This is a genomic window from Glutamicibacter sp. NPDC088483, assembly GCF_044753145.1.
GTDB lineage: Bacteria > Actinomycetota > Actinomycetes > Actinomycetales > Micrococcaceae > Glutamicibacter.
Genome location: NZ_JBIVMP010000001.1, coordinates 129,954 through 146,129, shown reverse-complemented (window position 1 = coordinate 146,129; position 16,176 = coordinate 129,954). Strand labels below are relative to the sequence as shown.

The 16,176-nt window shown below is 62.5% G+C and carries 16 protein-coding genes; 8 read left to right on the top strand and 8 right to left on the bottom strand.

Going from position 1 to position 16,176, the window contains the following annotated elements; translation table 11 throughout:
• Positions 1 to 21 precede the first annotated feature (21 nt).
• Entirely contained in the window at positions 22 to 1,308 is a 1,287-nt protein-coding gene (locus tag ACIP6G_RS00730) for an alpha/beta fold hydrolase (RefSeq protein WP_400288143.1), read from the bottom strand.
• On the bottom strand, positions 1,308 to 1,796 hold the full coding sequence (locus tag ACIP6G_RS00725; RefSeq protein ID WP_133834222.1) for a GNAT family N-acetyltransferase: 489 nt from the start codon (positions 1,794 to 1,796) through the stop codon (positions 1,308 to 1,310). Before ACIP6G_RS00725 ends, ACIP6G_RS00730 begins: the two co-directional genes overlap by 1 nt.
• 62 nt (positions 1,797 to 1,858) lie before the next feature.
• On the opposite strand from ACIP6G_RS00725, the gene ACIP6G_RS00720 reads away from it, so the two are divergent.
• The 3 genes from ACIP6G_RS00720 to ACIP6G_RS00710 all read left to right on the top strand — a co-directional run bounded on the left by ACIP6G_RS00720 (position 1,859) and on the right by ACIP6G_RS00710 (position 3,628).
• On the top strand, positions 1,859 to 2,611 hold the full coding sequence (locus ACIP6G_RS00720) for a metal-dependent hydrolase (protein ID WP_105656685.1): 753 nt from the start codon (positions 1,859 to 1,861) through the stop codon (positions 2,609 to 2,611).
• Between the two features lie 78 nt (positions 2,612 to 2,689).
• The gene (locus tag ACIP6G_RS00715; RefSeq protein ID WP_400288140.1) at positions 2,690 to 2,983 is read left to right on the top strand and encodes a hypothetical protein; all 294 of its coding nucleotides are present in this window, start codon (positions 2,690 to 2,692) and stop codon (positions 2,981 to 2,983) included.
• A 15-nt stretch (positions 2,984 to 2,998) separates the two neighbouring features.
• Positions 2,999 to 3,628, top strand: a complete 630-nt coding sequence (locus ACIP6G_RS00710; RefSeq protein ID WP_400288139.1) for a phosphotransferase — start codon at positions 2,999 to 3,001, stop codon at positions 3,626 to 3,628.
• 16 nt (positions 3,629 to 3,644) lie between these two features.
• On the opposite strand, the gene ACIP6G_RS00705 is transcribed toward ACIP6G_RS00710, so the two are convergent.
• The 3 genes from ACIP6G_RS00705 to ACIP6G_RS00695 form a co-directional block, all read right to left on the bottom strand.
• Positions 3,645 to 3,836 carry a hypothetical protein gene (locus ACIP6G_RS00705; protein ID WP_400288138.1) on the bottom strand — a complete coding sequence of 64 codons (192 nt, stop codon included), beginning with the start codon at positions 3,834 to 3,836 and terminating at the stop codon, positions 3,645 to 3,647.
• A gap of 74 nt (positions 3,837 to 3,910) precedes the next feature.
• Entirely contained in the window at positions 3,911 to 4,378 is a 468-nt protein-coding gene (locus ACIP6G_RS00700; protein WP_400288136.1) for an NUDIX domain-containing protein, read from the bottom strand.
• Positions 4,378 to 6,912 (bottom strand): RNA helicase, encoded by a 2,535-nt coding sequence (locus ACIP6G_RS00695; protein WP_105656681.1) that lies wholly within the window; start codon positions 6,910 to 6,912, stop codon positions 4,378 to 4,380. The genes ACIP6G_RS00700 and ACIP6G_RS00695 overlap by 1 nt, the downstream gene beginning before the upstream one ends.
• Before the next feature lie 77 nt (positions 6,913 to 6,989).
• Between ACIP6G_RS00695 and ACIP6G_RS00690 the strand changes: the two genes are divergently transcribed.
• Complete coding sequence (locus ACIP6G_RS00690) at positions 6,990 to 7,781, top strand: methyltransferase domain-containing protein (RefSeq protein ID WP_400288134.1); 792 nt, start codon at positions 6,990 to 6,992, stop codon at positions 7,779 to 7,781.
• 47 nt (positions 7,782 to 7,828) lie between these two features.
• Here the strand turns inward: ACIP6G_RS00690 and ACIP6G_RS00685 are convergent, their stop codons facing one another.
• Complete coding sequence (locus ACIP6G_RS00685) at positions 7,829 to 8,470, bottom strand: phosphatase PAP2 family protein (RefSeq protein WP_400288132.1); 642 nt, start codon at positions 8,468 to 8,470, stop codon at positions 7,829 to 7,831.
• Between the two features lie 112 nt (positions 8,471 to 8,582).
• Positions 8,583 to 9,236 carry an MBL fold metallo-hydrolase gene (locus ACIP6G_RS00680; protein ID WP_400288130.1) on the bottom strand — a complete coding sequence of 218 codons (654 nt, stop codon included), beginning with the start codon at positions 9,234 to 9,236 and terminating at the stop codon, positions 8,583 to 8,585.
• A gap of 82 nt (positions 9,237 to 9,318) precedes the next feature.
• Here ACIP6G_RS00680 and ACIP6G_RS00675 point away from each other — a divergent pair, with 82 nt between their 5' ends.
• From ACIP6G_RS00675 to ACIP6G_RS00665, 3 genes are all read left to right on the top strand, one after another.
• Complete coding sequence (locus tag ACIP6G_RS00675; protein ID WP_105656678.1) at positions 9,319 to 9,696, top strand: GntR family transcriptional regulator; 378 nt, start codon at positions 9,319 to 9,321, stop codon at positions 9,694 to 9,696.
• Between the two features lie 1,039 nt (positions 9,697 to 10,735).
• Positions 10,736 to 11,122, top strand: a complete 387-nt coding sequence (locus ACIP6G_RS00670) for a hypothetical protein (RefSeq protein WP_400288128.1) — start codon at positions 10,736 to 10,738, stop codon at positions 11,120 to 11,122.
• A 167-nt stretch (positions 11,123 to 11,289) separates the two neighbouring features.
• Positions 11,290 to 11,817, top strand: a complete 528-nt coding sequence (locus ACIP6G_RS00665) for a hypothetical protein (RefSeq protein WP_400288126.1) — start codon at positions 11,290 to 11,292, stop codon at positions 11,815 to 11,817.
• 138 nt (positions 11,818 to 11,955) lie between these two features.
• Here ACIP6G_RS00665 and ACIP6G_RS00660 read toward each other — a convergent pair whose 3' ends face one another.
• A complete protein-coding gene (locus tag ACIP6G_RS00660; RefSeq protein ID WP_400288125.1) occupies positions 11,956 to 12,453 on the bottom strand; it encodes a GNAT family N-acetyltransferase in 498 nt (165 codons plus the stop codon).
• A gap of 780 nt (positions 12,454 to 13,233) precedes the next feature.
• On the opposite strand from ACIP6G_RS00660, the gene uvrA reads away from it, so the two are divergent.
• Positions 13,234 to 16,104, top strand: a complete 2,871-nt coding sequence (gene uvrA / locus ACIP6G_RS00655; RefSeq protein WP_400288123.1) for an excinuclease ABC subunit UvrA — start codon at positions 13,234 to 13,236, stop codon at positions 16,102 to 16,104.
• The last annotated feature ends 72 nt before the right edge of the window (positions 16,105 to 16,176 follow it).

Below are 16,176 nucleotides of genomic sequence, written 5' to 3'. Positions count from 1 at the left end.
TTAACCTAGCCGGTGCGCGGGCTAGCTGTCCTGGGCCGCGGCGTCCGGGTCTTCGCCGTTGGCCATGGCCAGCAGCCGGCGGAAGATCGCCGGGCCGTCGTCGCCGATGCCGTCATGGTGGAATTGATCGGTCACCCAGGTCTGCAACCCGGCCACCTGCGAGGCGGTGCGCAGCGAGAGCTCGCGGTCCACGTAGACGTCGTCATGGTAGACCGCGGCGGCCACCGGCACGGTGTTCTTGGCCAGGACGTCCAGATCGTAGAGCGGGCCGAAGCCTTCGTGCTCGGCCAGGATGCGGGCCACGTCCTCCAGGGGGCGCAGGGCAGGATCTTCGGCGAAGTGCCAGCTGTAGATCATCTCGCCGGTCAGCAGCGGGGTCGCCGCGTGGCGGGTGAAGTCGGCGAATTCCGGCAGGACTTGTTCGGCCGCGAAATTGGTCGGCGCGCCTTGGGCGTAGATGGTTTCATGCATCAGCGCATAGAGCGGGTTCGAGGCGAAAGAGCTCTGGGCCAAGAGCGCTTCGAGGAAGTTATCCGAGAGGCGGTCGCCGCCCGGGGTGTGGCTGAAGGCCTCCTCGAAGATGTGATGCAGCAGGTGCACCCGGGTGTTTCCGCCCAGGTACATGCCCAGCATCTGCACCAGCGGCACGGTGACGCGCTGGCCGTTGGGCAGCAGCTCATCGTCATTGGTGCGCACATGCTCGTAGATCCTGTGCAGGGTCTGGAAGTCCTCGGGGTACCAGGAGAAGTACTCGCGGTTGCGTTCTGCCATCCGCTGGTAGGTGGCGCGGTAGACGGTCTTCGCATCGGCATCCAGCGAGGCCAGCCCGCCGGTGACCAGGCAGCGGGTGAGCGACTGCGGGAAGAGCGAGAGATAGGTCAGGGTGCAGAACCCGCCGTAGCTCTGCCCCAGGGTGCTCCACTGCTCGATGCCCAGGTGCTCGCGCAGGGCTTCGGCGTCGCGCACAATCGAGTCGGCGCGGAAATGCGAGAGGTAGCGGGCCTGGGCGGCCGAGTCCCCGCGCAGCGGCAAGGACTTGCGGTTAGCCGGGGTGGACAGTCCGGTGCCGCGCTGGTCCAGCAGCAGCACGCGGAAGTGCTTGGTGGCTTCGGCCAACCACCCCGACAAGGAACCGGGGCGCGGGGATTTGCCCCCTGGACCGCCCTGCAGGAACAGCAGCCAGGGCTTGGCCGTGCCGGTGCTGATCTCGCGGGCGAAGACCGAAATCTTTTCGCCCTGCGGATCGGCGTGATCCAGTGGAACCTCGATGCGATGGTCGGTGACATCCATACCGCGGTAGTGGCGCATTAGCTCGCTCCTTGCATGCCAAGTTGTTGCAGTGCTTCGCCGTCCAGGCGCCGGGTGCTCCAGCCGTCCATGGAGCTGGAACCGATGGCGTCGTAGAACCTGATGGCCGGCTCGTTCCAATCCAGCACTGACCATTCCAGGCGCTTGTAGCCGCGTTCGACGCAGATCTGCGCCAGCGTGCGCAGCAACGCGGTGCCGGTGCCTGAACCGCGCTGGGATTCGCGCACATACAGATCCTCCAGATGGATGCCGTGCCGGCCTTCCCAAGTGGAGTAGGTCAGATACCACAGGGCCATGCCCCTGAGCGTCCCGGTTTCATCCTCGGCAACATGGGCGAAGACCTGGGGATTGGGGCCGAACAGATGGGATTGGAGGTCTGCTGCGGTGTTGAGCACCGCATCAGGTTCCCTTTCATAGTCGGCCAATTCCTGGATCATCGCCAAGATCTGCGGGCAGTCGCCCGGAACAGCTTCACGCACAATACTCATGTGTTCCAGCTTACCTCCGTCGCACCGCTAAAACGTCGGTGACCAGACCTAAGGTTGAATGCATGATGGGTGGACACCACGCGGTGAGCGGCGCAGCCGCATGGTTGGCAATTACAACTGACGTCACCGTGGGTTCGGTGAACCTGGGGCTGGGAACTTTCCAGATGGACCGCTGGGAAACCCTGGCCGGCGCGATCGTCTGCGCTGGCGCGGCCCTGCTGCCCGACGCGGATCACCATGGGGCCACGATCGCCCGCTCGCTGCCCCCGTTCTCCAGCATTTTCACGCGGATTGTCGGTTCGGTTTCGGGCGGGCACCGCAACGGCACCCATTCGCTGATCGGCATCGCCTTCTTCATCTTCCTGGCCTGGCTGGCCAACGGCTGGGATGTGCAGACCGCGGCGTTGGGCACGGTCTACCCGGCCGCGGCGCTGTTCGCGATCCTGCTGATTTCCTTCGCGGTGAAGACCATGAAATTCATGCCGCCGCTGCTGTGCTGGATTATCGCCTTGGCCGCCGGGACTTTCGTCGGGATGAATGCGCCGGAGCAGAACCTCTGGTTCCTGATGGCAGTCTCCCTGGGCGCGATCGTGCACGTGCTGGGCGACATGCTGACCATCGGCGGCTGCAATCTGCTGTGGCCGATCAAGATCGGCTCGCCGCGCTGGTTCCGCCGGCTGCCGCTGATTGGCGGCTGCTGGAAGTCCAATGGGCGGGTGGCATTGCCGATTCTGGCCGAGACGGGCTCCACCGCAGAATGGCTGCTCGCGACGCTGCTCACTACCTATGTGGGCATCGCGCTGATCGTCGCCTGACGGCCCCCGGCCCGCTGCCGGCTCGCCGCAGTGCAACGCGCTTTGGCTGGCAGCCGGTGATCTGGCATGATCCGAACCATGCAGTTTCAATTCACCCGGCGCATCACCTGGGATCAGCTTCCCGGCGAACTGCGCGCGCGGATCGAATCGCACCTTGGATCCCGGGTGATCCGGGCGCTAAGCCAAGCCTCGGGGTTTTCCCCGGGCAGCGCCGATCGGCTGCTCACCGCCGATAGCCAGCGGGTCTTCGCCAAGGCGGTGCATCCGGGCCTCAGCGCCCCGGCCACGGCATTGCACGCCCGCGAAGCGGCAATAGCGGCCAAGCTCCCGGCGGCCTTGCCGGTTCCGCAGTTCCTGGGGCGCATCAGCTAGCAAGGCTGGGAGGCCTTGGTCTTCGCTGAAGGCCCAGGGGCCAGCCCGCAGCTTCCCTGGCCGGCCGGACAGCTGGAACGGGTACTGGACACGCTGGCGCAGCTGGCTCATCAGGCCCCCGATTCCCTGATTGAGCTGCTGCCGCCGCTGGAGGAGGAACTGCGCGAGGACGTAGCCGGTTTTGGGCGGATCATGCAGGACGGCTGGCTTCCAGCTGATCCCTGGGTGGCACAGAACCTGGAAGAACTCCATGGGCTGGCCATGGACGGTATCGGGGCGCTGGCCGGAGACCAGCTGGTGCATTCGGATCTGCGCTCGGACAACATCCTGCTGGGAGACGGCGGAGAAGTGCTGCTGGTGGATTGGCCCTGGGCTTCGCGGGGCGCCGCATGGTATGACGCGTTGACGGTGCTGGTTGAAGCGCGGATCTTCGACCCGGCGCTGGATGCGGATGCCATTGCCGCCTCCCACCCGATCTTCGAATCGGTGGGCGCTGACGCGGTCAGCGCGGTCTTAGCTGGACTGGCCGCCTACTATGTGGACGCGGCGCGCAGGCCCGAGGTTCCCCGGCTGCCCACGCTGCGCAGCTATCACGCGAAGCAGGCGGCCGCCACCGTTGGGTGGCTCAAGGCGCGGCTGGCCTAGCTGGCTATTGCAGGGGCTAGCTGAACCGGGCCGGCGTGGCATTTTCCCCGCGGTAGACCAGGGCCAGGCCCAGGACCAGCGAACCGAGCTGGACCAAGGTCGCCAGCCACGCGCCGGAAGCAAAGAGCTCGGACCAGCCGCTGAGCAGCCCGACCAGGACCAGCAGCAGGAGGCCTGCCCCGAGCAGGCGAAGCTTGTGCCCGTTCATGGCCATACCCTACGGCACTGTCCGCGGCATTGCCACCGGACTCCGGGAAGATGCCTCGGGCATCGAGTGCGCGACTAGCCTCGATGCCGGGGCTGGTCCAGCGCCGTGCCGGATCCCATGCAGATAATTGGCGGCAAGCCGGAATCCAGCCGGGAAAGTACCAGCTGTTCCTGCGCAACGAGGTTCTGCGGCAGGGCATCGAGCGGGAACCAGCGAAGCTCGCGGGCTTTCTCCGGTTCCATGAGGCGTGGAGTACCGTCCCACTGGCGCGCCAGGAAGAAGAAATCCACAGGGGATTGGGCGCCGCTGCCCGCTTGCAGGTAGCGGTGCACCGTGCACAGCGGCTGGAGCTGGTCTGCCGCGATCCGGATGCCCAGTTCCTCACGGGCTTCGCGAACGGCGGCGGCAACGGCAGCCTCGCCGGGCTCAACGTGCCCGGCGGCCGCCGTGCTCCAGAACCCGTCCATGTAGCCGGTTCCCGACCTCAGTTGAAGCAGGACTTCGTCGGCGCGCCGCAAGATGGCGTAGCTGATGGCGGGCATCAGGAGTCCAGGCGGCCCACCGAAGTCACCTTGACCACAGGTTCGCCGGCCTCGTCCGAGTCATCCAGCGAGATGGTGGCGGTGATGCCCCAGTCGTGGTGCTCGGATGGGTCGGCGAAGATCTGGCGCACCTCCCAGGTGCGCTGGGGCATGTCCTTGATGATGAACAGCTTCGAGCCGCGTCCGGCGGGACCGTCGTCGATGTCCTCGTGCTCGTCGAAGTAGTCGTCCATGGCATCGGCCCAGGTGTCCGCGTCGAAGCCGCTATGCCCGTCGAGCTCGCCTAGGGCCTTGTCCTGCTCGTCGGCGAACAGCTTCACGCGGCGGAACATCTCGTTGCGGACCATTACGCGGAAGGCGCGCACATTGCTGGTCAGCTTTTCCGGTGCCGGAGGCGGTGCGGTTTCGGTTGCCTCGCTCAGCTCGCCGCGGGAGAGCTCTTCCCATTCGTCCAGCAGCGAGGAGTCGATCTGGCGGATCATCTCGCCGAGCCATTCGATCAGGTCTTCGAGGTCCTCGCGCAGCGCGTCCTGGGGAACGGTCTGTCGCAGGGCCTTGTAGGCATCGGTGAGGTAGCGCAGCAGCACGCCCTCGGAGCGGGCCAGCTGGTAGTACTGGACGAAATCGGAGAAGCCCATGGCGCGTTCGTACATGTCGCGCACGATCGACTTCGGCGCCAGTTCGAAGTCCGAGAGCCACGGCGCGCCGGAGCGGTACTGCTCGAAGGCGCTTTCCAGCTTCTCGGCCAGCGGCATCGCATAGGTGATTTCATCCAGTGCGTTCATGCGGTCGTTGTAGTCCATGCCTTCGGCCTTCATCGCGGCGATGGCCTCGCCGCGGGCCTTCTTCTCCTGGCCGGAGAGCACCTGGCGCGGCTTTTCCAAGGTCGCCTCGATCACCGAAACGACATCCAGCGCGTAGCTGGCCGAATCCGGATCCAGCAGGTCCAGGGCGGCCAGCGCGAAGGGCGAGAGCGGCTGGTTCAGCGCGAAGTTCTGCTGCAGGTGCACGGTCAGCTCATAGTAGTTGCCGTATTCGTCTGGCTCATTGCGGCGCACGACCACCTCGGTGGCGATCAGTTCGCGCAGGATTCCCAGGGCGCGCAGCTTCAGCTTGCGCTGGGACGCCGGGGTCTCGTGGTTTTCGCTGAGCAGGCGCTGGGCGGCCTCGAACGAATTGTCCTCGCGCTCCAGCAGGTTCAGCAGCATCGAGTGCGAGACCTGGAATGAGGACTTCAGCGTCTCGGGGGCGGCCTCGACGATCTTCTCGAAGGTCTTCTCGCCCCAGGTCACGAAGTTCTGCGGCGGCTTCTTCTTCGGGATCTGCTTGAGCTTGGAAGAGCCCTCGCCGTGCTTCTTCAGCGCCTTTTCCATGGCCTTGTGGTTCTCGATCGCATGCTCCGGAGCCTGCACCAGCACGGTGCCTGCGGTATCGAAACCTGCGCGGCCCGCGCGCCCGGCAATCTGGTGGAATTCGCGGGCGTTCACGATGCGCGTACGGGTGCCGTCGAACTTGGACAGCGCGGTGATCACCACGGTGCGGATCGGCACGTTGATGCCCACCCCCAGGGTGTCGGTGCCGCAGATGACCTTGAGCAGGCCGGCCTGCGCCAGCTGCTCGACCAGGCGGCGGTACTTGGGCAGCATGCCGGCGTGGTGGATGCCGATGCCGTGGCGCACCAGGCGGTTCAGCGTCTTGCCGAACCCGGCGGCAAAGCGGAATCCGCCGATCATCTCGGAGATCTTTTCCTTCTCCTCGCGCGTGGCCACATTCACGCTCATCAGCCCGGTGGCGCGGTCGATGGCATCGAGCTGGGAGAAGTGCACGATGTAGATCGGCACCTGCTTGGTCTTGATCAGTTCCTCCACGGCCTCCTGCACCGGCTCCATGGAGTAGTAGAAGTGCAGCGGGATTGGGCGCTCGGTGTGCGCGACGGTCACCGTCGGGGTGCCGGTGCGCTCTTCGAGTTCCTGCTCGAAGCGGGTGACATCGCCCAGGGTGGCGCTCATCAGCAGGAACTGCGCCTGCGGCAGTTCGATGAGCGGCACCTGCCAGGCCCAGCCGCGCTGCGGATCGGCGTAGAAGTGGAACTCGTCCATGATCACGCAGCCCACGTCCGCCTTGGAGCCTTCGCGCAGGGCGATGTTCGCCAGGATCTCAGCGGTGCAGCAGATGATCGGGGCGTCGGCGTTCACCGAGGAATCACCGGTGACCATGCCGACGTTCTCTGCGCCGAAGATCTTGCACAGGTCGAAGAACTTCTCGGAGACCAGCGCCTTGATCGGCGCGGTGTAGAAGCTGATCTGGTCTCGGGCCATGGCGTAGAAGTGGGCTGCGATGGCAACCATGGACTTGCCCGAGCCGGTGGGGGTGGCCAGGATGACGTTGTTGCCGCCGGCCAGCGCCATCGACGCTTCGTCCTGTGCGGGGTAGAGGTTGATGCCACGGGTTGCGACCCATTGGCCGAAAGCCTCGTAGATTTCGTCGTCGGATACGTTCTTGGCGTCTGCTGGCAGATAATCGGTGAGCAACATGATGTTCCTAGCCTATCGGTTGAGAACTATGACTGGGGGCTAGTTGTTGCGTGCGCCTCTCGTTTAGGCTCGGGAACATGAAATGGGATCCGACGAAATACACCGAATTCTCCGATTACCGGGGCCGCCCGTACCTGGATTTGCTGGGGCAGCTGGTCTCGGTTGACGCGTCGAAGGTCATCGATCTGGGGTGCGGGCCGGGAAATATGACCCGGCTGCTGGCCCAGCGCTGGCCGCAAGCGCAGGTCACCGGACTTGATTCCTCACCGGAGATGATCGCCAGGGCCACGCAGAGCGAGCACGAGGAAAACCTGGGCTTCGCGCTGGCCGATGCCACGGCCTGGACCCCTGACTCCGACACGGACCTGCTGTTCTCCAATGCGATGCTGCAATGGCTTCCGAGGCACCGCGAGTTGCTGGCCGGTTGGCTGGAGCACCTGAAGCCCGGAGCGAACGTGGCCATCCAGGTCCCGGGCAATTTCGGCTCTCCGTCGCACGCGGTGATGCGCGCAGTTGCCGACAGCCCGAAGTGGTCCGGCCAGCTGGCAGGGGTGCTGCGCCATGACGACGTGGTGGGCGAGCCCGGCGAATACCAGCGGATCTTCCTGGACGCGGGGTTCCAGGCTAATGTCTGGGAAACCACCTACCATCAGCTGCTCGCGGGGGAGGACCCGATCCTGAACTGGGTTCGCGGGACGGCGCTGCTGCCCATTCGCCACACGCTCAGCGACGAAGACTATCGGGAGTTCGAAAACGACTACCGGGCCGAAGTCTCCACGCACTACCCGTCATTTGCTTCGCAGGACGGTACCGTCCTGACGAACTTCCCGTTCCGCAGGATTTTCATGATCGGGCACAAGCTCGGCTGATTTGCTCCAGGCTCGGCATCGGCAGAGCGCTTCGAGGGTGAGCTGGCTCAGCGATTGCGTCCCGCCAGGCACCTTTGCACGATGCCGGGCAGCACGCGGACGCAGACCAGGACAACCAGGATGCCCAACGCCACCCCGGAGAAGACATCGTGGACGAAGTGGGCGCCTACGCCCACGCGGGACAGGGCAATGAGCAAGACGGCCGGTATCGCGTACTTGGCCAGCTTCGGAAGGGCCAGCGTGCAGGCTGCGGCGACGCCGGCGGCGACGACCGAATGCTTGGAGGGCCAGGACCAGTCGCCTGCTTCCGGGCATGCCACTGCGGTGAGAGCATCCAGGGCGCGGCAGGGGCGTTCCTCGGCGGCCAGGATCTTGGCCAGTTCGCTCAGGCCATAGGCCGCTACGGCGCCAATCGCGCCTGAAACCAGGCGCCAAAACGCAACTCGATTACGGAAGCAGCACAGGACGGCGAGCCTGCATGCCTCGGCCATCAGCAGCAAGAGCAAGGTCTCGGAAAAGAACGCAGCCGCTGCGGAGAGCGGTGCCGACATGGCAACAGGTCCTGAAATCCCCAGGTACAAGGCATCACGCAACGGATAGGAGGCCATCGCCAGCACGGCGAGAACCGCGACGATGATGGCTGGCCGCGAGGGGACGACGGAAATTGGTGCGGAGGACCGTGACTTCACAAGTGGTGATTATACGGATCTGATCCGGCGGCAGGCATCAGCTGGAAGAGGTCCCGCACCATTAAACGCTGCTGCCAGCGGCACGGATGCCGCTGGCATTGCAGTCAAAGGGCTACCACCCGCGTTCGCGCCACTGCTCCAAATTCGGGCGTTCTGCCCCCAGTGTCGTCGAATCTCCGTGCCCCGGCAAAACCTTGGTTTCGTCCGGGAAGCGGTCGAAGATGCGTTCGGTGACGTCGGTGAGCAAAGAGAGGAACCGCTGCGGGTCCTTCCATGTGTTGCCCACGCCTCCGGGGAACAAGCTGTCGCCGCTGAGCACCGCCGGCTGGCCGGAGGAATCAACCAGCGCATAGCCGATTGAACCCGGAGTATGCCCTCGCAGGTGGATCGCCTCGATGATCACATCGCCCAGCTTCAGCTGGTCGCCGTGGTTCAGCGCATGGTCGATCTTGACCCCGCATTCTCCAGCGATGCCGGCCACGTCGTCTGCACCGGCGTAGGTTGGCACCGGGTACTTCTCCACGGCTTCGGCCAACGCGCGCACGTGGTCCCAGTGCTGATGCGTCGTGGCGATGCCGATAATGCGCGGGTCGCTCGCGTCTTCGCTGGCCGCCTGGATGAGCCGCTCGATGGCCGGCATGTCATCCGCCGCATCTACCAGCAGCTGTTCGCCGGTCTTCCGATTAGTTACCAGGTACACGTTGTTTGCCATGTCGGATACTGAGACCCAACGGACGGTCACATCGTTCAGCAATAGTTCGTTCATGCAACCAGACTACGGTGCAGATCCCGGCTGACGCGATAGGCTCGGATAAATGCCAAACACAGTCCAAAGGATGGAGTGCAGGATGACCGAACTGGAATTCATCAAGATCGAGCCGAACTCGGGCGTGGCGCCGTATCAGCAGGTCCGTGAGCAGATCCTCTCAGCAATTGCCAAGGGCAAACTAGCTCCGGGCACCAAATTGCCGTCGGTTCGTGCGCTCTCGGGCACCTTGAACCTCGCGGTGAATACCGTCGCCAAGGTCTACAAGGAACTTGAGCTGCAGGGTGCAGTGGTCACCCGCGGCCGCCATGGAACCGTGGTCCAAGCCGCGGAGAATCGTGCAGAGCAGGAAGTCAGCGATGCGGCCGCCGATCTGGCCCGCATCGCCCAACTGTGGTCGGTCGACGAAGCAACCGCGGTAAAGTACCTGCGCGCTGCGTTCAGCTCCCTGCCAAGGTAGCCCGACGCGGTCCTGGAGTCGGTCCCGAATCCCGGCGGGGGATGGAGCCTGGTGAAAGCGAAATGGCATAGGGGTACGTTTTGCTGTGGACAGCTCCAGTATTTCCCGGGGTTGATTAGCTGCCAGCAAGGTAACGGGTGATCGATTTGTCGCATCGCCAACTTTACGACCGCCAGGGTGCCGCCGCTCGCCGTGCCTTCAGCGGGACTCCACCGAATGCTGTCGGGTTGGTGAACCGTAATGGTTCTTGAGTATCTCTATACGGTGTGTCGCGTTGCCTAGTTTGTCAGTTTCCGAAGTCGCCAGCACTGCTGCCCGTAGCCCTCGACACTGCACCTTCCGCAAGCGATAGGGTAAGTGCGAATTACCCACTTTCCCGATGGCGATTCACTTGGAGTTACGGTTGGCGGGTTTTCCCGGTATGACCTTATCGCCGTGCTCAACTCGCAATAGATACAGCTCAACGCCCACGCAGAGCATTTGCTCGGCGCTGCGGTGTTTGGAGATGCCAACAAGCAACACGTTATTAGCCTGGTTGAACGCGGTGTGAGTAACTTAGGCTTGCCAGATGGCGGAACACTTAAGCAAGTATTCGACGCGGCTCTAATGCGCCGATCGAAGCTTTGCCCTCCGACCGCTGGCCCATGTCCCCGTCTAGCTATGGACAAAATCGTCCACACACTTCGTGATGCGTCGACGGCATGCACCTGAACGTTCTTTCACAGTGGCTGCTCCGACGCTTGGCGACGACGATGAGTATCCAAGAGGTTTCTACCTCCGTGCAGTGAATGGGCAGCTCCGGGTTCGAGGCTACTGTTGCGAAGGCCCGCAGCGTTGGTTTCCTGATGACCAATTCATTTTCCACTTGCATCCGTAGCGACACGATTTCCAGGTTCGCCTTGGCATCGACTCCGCATCGATATTTCTCAGATTCTCGTGAGAAGAACAACTTGAGGAGCGCCCGCAAGTGGAACGACCAACGGGACTTAGGATTGCTAGCGACCGCTAGACCTAGTATTCACTCTGGTAGAACGGATGCATGCGATGGCTTGCGAAATGGTTCGACGAAACTGACTGGCCGAGGGACCCTCTCCTGGATGAATTCCGCGATTCAGTTTGGGAGCTCACGCTCGCCGGAGAGACCAGAGGGTGGCTGACCACCTCGATCACTATTATGCGATCGTTCCCGTTTTTCTGGGACAAGCAAGAGAACATGTGGTTCCAAGTGCACTGGTTAGAGGGCGAGCATGAATTACCGGAGGAGGACTACGCGCCAGGGTGGTACACAGTCGAAGAACTGCGGTACGGGCATTTCGTCACCGATGACCCCAGGATTGGTCAAGAGACCAGCTTTAGTGCCACCAGAGTCATCGGTACCGAGCGCGACCAATTGTGGAATCAACTGGATCACGGTGTAATTCGATAAACCGTGAGATGCCCAGATTGCTGTCCTGTTCAGGAACCTTCATCGAGACGCCAAGGACCAGATGTTTGCAGAATGAAGCGGGAGCACACTGGACTAGTTGTCATCCGCGCCTAGCGACACGGAGCGGTTGCCCAGTGACTGGAGACACCTCGGCAATAATGGTCTGCATGATCGAACGTGAACGGTGGAGCATGCGATTCCCGAATAAGTACCAGTCAGCTGGTTGGGGCATCGTCAGTGCGGTGATGTGCGCAGGCCTCTTGGCGGGATGCTCCGTAGTCCCGGATTATTCGGGTGATACCTGCGATGGACGTAAACCGGTTGGCTCTCTGGAGCAAGCCGGCAGGGACCTAGTGGCTGCCGCCTACGCCGCCGATCGGGACGGTGTATGCCGAGTGACCGCACCTTTCCCAGGCGGAGTTCTGGACGATTCAATGGTCGCCATGACTCGGGAAATCCTGGCCGAACGGGGCATCACCCCACAGAACGTCACTGTGGTAACTGGAGAACAGATGGGAATTGGTGTGGCCGTCCAATTGACAGACGGCAGCAATAACGCTTCCCGCGCGATCGACATCAGCGACACGGTCGTCCGCGACGATGGATTCACGGTGGGCCTGCCGCCAAAGCTGTATCCCGAGGTTCCGGAGCACCCTGCATCACCGTCTGCATCGACAGATTCTGCTTCCCGATAGCGCCAGTTACACAGTGAAACGTCCAACGCGACGTCAGTAACCGGAACCCGTACCGGCACGTAGAGGAAAGTACTATAGGGGAGGCGTGCGGTGATGTCATGCTTCACTTATCCGAAGCATGACACCAGCGTTGTTCGGTTAGGCCAATTCGCGGAACCCAAGTCGCTTATATAGATTTAGTGCAGCACCGGAAGTTCCATCTCCGATCCGCAAACTCAGGGTGTCCGCCCCATGCTTCTTGCACGCAGACACGGCAGCGGCAATCAAGGTGTGGCCCAGGCCATGCCCTTGATGAAGGGGATCAACGAAAAGATCGATGATGAATGGGCCGAATAGATCCTCATCCCAGATCGATTTCTCGACAACAAAGATCGCCCCAATCGGCCTTCCCTGTCGCAACGCGACAAAAGAAGCATTTTCGAGGAACTGACCAAACTCGTTGGCAAAAGTTTCTTCCATCTCGGATTGCGCTTCTTCAAGAGTCCCGGCCGCAATTCCGGGTGGGTACGCTGCGAAATACGGATCAGCTAGCTCCGTCGCGGATGAAGATTCTGCATGGCAAATTTCTGCGTACGAAGAAACAGCGGGAGCGAAATCTGCGTTCTGAAGAACAGCTTGCAAAACATCAGAGGGCATGGCAAATCCATTCGTAGGTCTTCTGAACTAATTGAGAGAAAACTTCATGAATGGAACATGACTTGAATCTAGCATCCAAAAAATCAGTGGTCTACAGAAAATTTTCCAATACTTTTGACGTGTTGAGTAGGCTCAGCTGGCTTTCGACGAAAGTGTCCCGAAAGCCGGTCACAAATAGGATCGCGCCACGTGCTGACTCGCATCGCAGAAGTTTCATGGATTTACAGGAACACCGGCTGTTCCGTATGCCCCGTCCGTGTAGTGACCGGTGAGGGGGGGCGCGAAACGGAACGGTGTGGCGCTGCCTCATGATGTCGAATGCTTGCACAGAAAACAATTGCTGTCGGATGGCATGCACCGCGGACGATGCCATTGCGCGGAACATTTGGCCAGGTTCGCTATGTTGTTGCATTGCGGATCAGCGGTTGCGGTGCCCCTGGTTGGCGGCGTGAACCGAACGTCGAATTTTATCCGTTTTCCCGCTCGTGCAACACAGAGCATGCGCTCGCCGCTCATTGGCATCTACGAGATAGCTGCGAACTTGGGGAGGGGACGCACACATGACAGGCACAAGCGGGAATCCAAGGGCCCGGTACCTCGAATGGGACGTCGTGGTCCGATCTGGATTCATGGGGACGCCGGCTCACCGGTCGACATTCCGGGTGGATGGACGAGCACGCATTGCGCTCGCCGTGCGCAGGATCAGGGGTTTGGAGAATTAACTGTGAGTTGCGTCCATTCGTACACGTATTCGAAGTAGTTTTCGATTAGTATGGCCTCGTGGCTATTTCATCGCAGAGTAAAAGAACTGATCTGACTCGCCTGGTCGTCAAGGGTGCACGCGAGCACAACCTGAAAAACGTGGACATTGATCTCCCGCGTGACGCAATGATTGTCTTTACCGGCCTTTCCGGTTCGGGCAAGTCCTCCTTGGCCTTCGACACCATTTTTGCCGAAGGCCAGCGCCGCTACGTCGAATCTCTCTCTGCCTACGCCCGCATGTTCCTCGGCCAGGTGGACAAGCCCGATGTGGATTTCATCGAGGGCCTGTCGCCAGCGGTGTCCATCGACCAGAAGTCGACCAGCCGCAACCCGCGTTCCACCGTGGGCACGATTACCGAAGTGTACGACTACATGCGCCTGCTGTGGGCCCGCGTGGGCCGTCCGCATTGCCCGATCTGCCACGAACCGATCTCCAAGCAGACGCCGCAGCAGATCGTCGACCAGCTGATGGAGCTTCCGGAGAAAACCCGCTTCCAGATCCTCGCCCCGGTAGTGCGCTCGCGCAAGGGCGAATTCGTCGACCTGTTCGCGGAGCTCTCTTCCAAGGGCTTCGCCCGTGCCCGCGTTGACGGCGCCACCATCCAGCTGAACGATCCGCCGAAGCTGGCCAAACAGGTCAAGCACACCATTGAGGTGGTCGTCGACCGCCTGGCCATCAAGGAAGATGCCCGCCAGCGCTTGACTGACTCCATCGAAACGGCCCTGGGCATCGCCGAAGGACGCGTGCTGGCCGACTTCGTGGACCTGGACGAGGATGATCCCCAGCGCGTGCGCGCGTTCTCCGAGAACCTGGCCTGCCCCAATGAGCATCCGCTGGCCATCGATGAGATCGAGCCGCGTACTTTCTCCTTCAATAACCCGTTCGGTGCCTGCTCGGCCTGTTCCGGCATCGGCACCAAGCTGGAAGTCGATGAGCACCTGATCGTCCCGGATACCGAGGTCACCCTGGCCGAGGGTGCGATCGCCCCATGGTCATTGGGCAAGGCCACCACCGAATACTGGAACCGCCTGATCGAAGGCCTGGGCCATGAGCTGGGCTTCACCATGGACACCCAATGGCAGGACCTGCCGGCTGCTGCCCGCGAAGCGATCCTGAACGGCAAGGACCACAAGGTGGTCGTGCAGTACAAGAACCGCTTCGGCCGCGAGCGCAAGTACTCCACCGGCTTCGAGGGCGTCATCTCCTACGTGCACCGCAAGCACCAGGAAACCGAATCGGATCACGCCCGCGACCGCTACGAGCAGTACATGCGCCAGATTCCGTGCCCTACCTGCGGCGGCGCGCGCCTGAACCCGGCGTCGCTCTCGGTCTTGGTGGGCGGGCGTTCCATCGCTGAAGTTGCCGCCATGGACCTGCGCAGCGCCGCGGAATTCCTCTCCACGATCGTGCTCACCGCACGCGAGGCGCAGATCGCCGCGCAAGTGCTCAAGGAAATCGACGCGCGCATGAAGTTCCTGCTGGACGTCGGGCTGGAGTACCTGACCCTGGAACGCGCTGCTGGCACCCTGTCCGGCGGCGAGGCGCAGCGCATTCGCCTGGCTACGCAGATTGGTTCGGGCCTGGTCGGCGTGCTCTACGTTCTGGACGAGCCGTCCATCGGCCTGCACCAGCGCGATAACCGCCGCCTGATCGACACCCTGCTGCACCTGCGATCGCTGGGCAACACCCTGATCGTGGTGGAGCACGACGAAGACACCATTGCCGAAGCTGACTGGATCGTGGACATCGGTCCGGGCGCCGGCGAGCACGGCGGCGAAGTGGTGCACTCCGGATCCCTGGAGGGCCTGAAGCAGAACACCAAGTCGCTGACCGGAGACTACCTTTCGGGCCGCAAGCAGATCGACATCCCGTCCAAGCGCCGCAAGATCGACAAGGAGCGCAAGCTCAAGGTGGTCGGTGCCAACGAGAACAACCTGCAGAACGTGTCGGTGGAGTTCCCGCTGGGCGTGCTGACCGCGGTGACCGGCGTGTCCGGCTCGGGCAAGTCCACCCTGGTCAACGACATCCTGTACAAGGTGCTGGCCAACAAGCTCAACGGCGCCAAGCAGGTGCCCGGCCGCCACACCCGCGTGCAGGGCCTGGAACACCTGGACAAGGTGGTCCACGTTGACCAGTCGCCGATCGGCCGGACCCCGCGTTCGAACCCTGCGACCTATACCGGCGTGTTCGACCACATCCGCAAGCTGTTTGCGGAGACCAATGAGGCGAAGCTGCGCGGCTACCAGCCGGGCCGTTTCTCCTTCAACGTCAAGGGCGGACGCTGCGAATCCTGCTCGGGTGACGGCACGCTGAAGATCGAGATGAACTTCCTGCCGGACGTCTACGTGCCCTGCGAGGTCTGCCAGGGCGCCCGCTACAACCGCGAAACCCTGCAGGTGCTGTACAAGGGCAAGAACATTGCCGATGTGCTGGATATGCCGATTGCCGAAGGCGCCGAGTTCTTCAGTGCCTTCACCCCGATCGCCCGCCACCTGCGCACGCTGGTGGACGTGGGGTTGGGCTACGTGCGCCTGGGTCAGCCGGCAACCACCCTCTCCGGCGGCGAGGCCCAGCGCGTGAAGCTGGCTGCGGAACTGCAGAAGCGTTCCAATGGCCGCTCCATCTACGTCCTGGACGAGCCGACCACCGGTCTGCACTTCGAAGATATCCGCAAGCTGCTCAAGGTGCTGCAGGGATTGGTCGACAAGGGCAACACCGTGTTGACCATCGAGCACAACCTGGATGTCATCAAGTCGGCTGACTGGGTCATCGACCTCGGCCCGGAAGGCGGCTCAGGCGGCGGCACGATCCTGGCTGCTGGCACCCCGGAAAAGGTGGCCAAGGTGAGCGAATCGCACACCGGGAAGTTCCTCTCCGAGATCCTGTAATGCCTGGCGGAGAATGTTCGACATATGCGATTTCAGTTATGGATTGCTAACCCGCGTCCGCTTCATGGGAAG